Annotated in this window: 2 protein-coding genes; both read left to right on the top strand. The window is 63.1% G+C overall.

What is annotated here, in order from left to right; translation table 11 throughout:
• Positions 1-445, top strand: a 445-nt coding sequence (locus EN994_RS31920; protein ID WP_206530552.1) for a dihydroxyacetone kinase subunit DhaK, incomplete at its 5' end; no start/stop codon positions are given.
• Positions 446-545: 100 nt separating this feature from the next.
• Positions 546-1,244, top strand: coding sequence for a nucleotidyltransferase family protein (locus tag EN994_RS31915; RefSeq protein WP_245466150.1), 699 nt, complete (start codon positions 546-548; stop codon positions 1,242-1,244).
• The last annotated feature ends 57 nt before the right edge of the window (positions 1,245-1,301 follow it).

The raw sequence follows: 1,301 nt of genomic DNA, 5'->3' as shown, positions 1-1,301 counted from the left end.
CTCGATGGGCGTGGCGCTGACCAGTTGCACCGTGCCGGCGGCGGGCAAGCCGACTTTCGATATCGGCGACGGCGAGATGGAGTTCGGCGTCGGCATCCATGGCGAGCCCGGCCGCCGGCGCGATGCGCTGAAAAGCGCCGATGCGATCGCGCAGGAGATTTGCGCCGCGATCCTCGGCGATCTCGGCGACAAAGCGAAAGGCCCGGCGCTGCTGTTCGTCAACGGCTTCGGCGGCACGCCGCTGATGGAACTCTATCTGATGTACAACAGCGCACGGCTAATCTTCGAGAAGCATGGCGTGACGGTGACCCGTTCGCTGGTCGGCTCCTACGTCACCTCGCTCGATATGGCCGGCTGCTCGATCACGCTGACCATGCTCGACGACGAGACGACCGCATTCTGGGACGCGCCGGTACACACTGCGGCGCTGCGCTGGGGCATGTAAAAGCTGGCTTACATTAGGCTTTTCTGCAACCATTCCTGACTTGCTCGCAATGCTAGCTGGGTTGATGCTGCCACCGCTTACTTCCGCCCAAGAAAGACTCTTGCTGCGCTTCGCTGACCCCGAGGCGGCGGCAGGCGGCGAAGATTTGTCGGCAAAGACGCTGACGGCGCTGCTCGACAATGCCGAGTTTCACGGCGTGCTGCCGATCATGTTGCGCAAGCTCAGCGGGGACGCGCGGCTGCCAGCGGATGCCGACCTGCACGGCAAGCTGGAGGATCTGCGCCAGAAGGCAACGATCGCCACCGGCCAGTCGATGCTGTTGAAGTATCATGGCGACCGCATCATGAAGGGACTGGCGGCGGACAATATTCCGGCGCGGATCGTCAAGGGACCCGTCTTCGCGCGAAAGCTCTACCGCAACGTCGCCGACAGGCCCTTCACCGACATCGACATCCTGGTCGAACCCGCCAATCTGGCCAGGGCAAACCAGGTGATCGCGGCATGCGGCTTCGAGCTTGGCAGCAACGAGGCCGAATCCTACGAATTGCAGGAATTCAAATGGTTGGAAAAAGAGAATTCCAGCCTGCTGGTCGAACTGCATGGCGACCTCGTGCATGACACCGGCATGCGGCGGCGCCTGTCGCTGGGTTTCCCTGAATTGCGCGCCATCGACGGCGAAGCCACGGACACGCCGGCGGCTCTTCTAACGATCGCCATCGTGCACGCCGCCGGCGGCCACAAATTCCACCGCCTGCAGCTTTGCGTGGACGTGCTGCAAGGCGTGCGGGCGCTGCAATAACCCGAAGCGGAAGCACGCCTGTTCGACGCTCCCCGTATGACCGGCATCGAACCGGAG

This window comes from Mesorhizobium sp. M7A.F.Ca.CA.002.09.1.1, assembly GCF_003998555.1.
GTDB lineage: Bacteria > Pseudomonadota > Alphaproteobacteria > Rhizobiales > Rhizobiaceae > Mesorhizobium > Mesorhizobium ciceri.
This window is presented reverse-complemented; position numbering and strand designations above follow the sequence as displayed.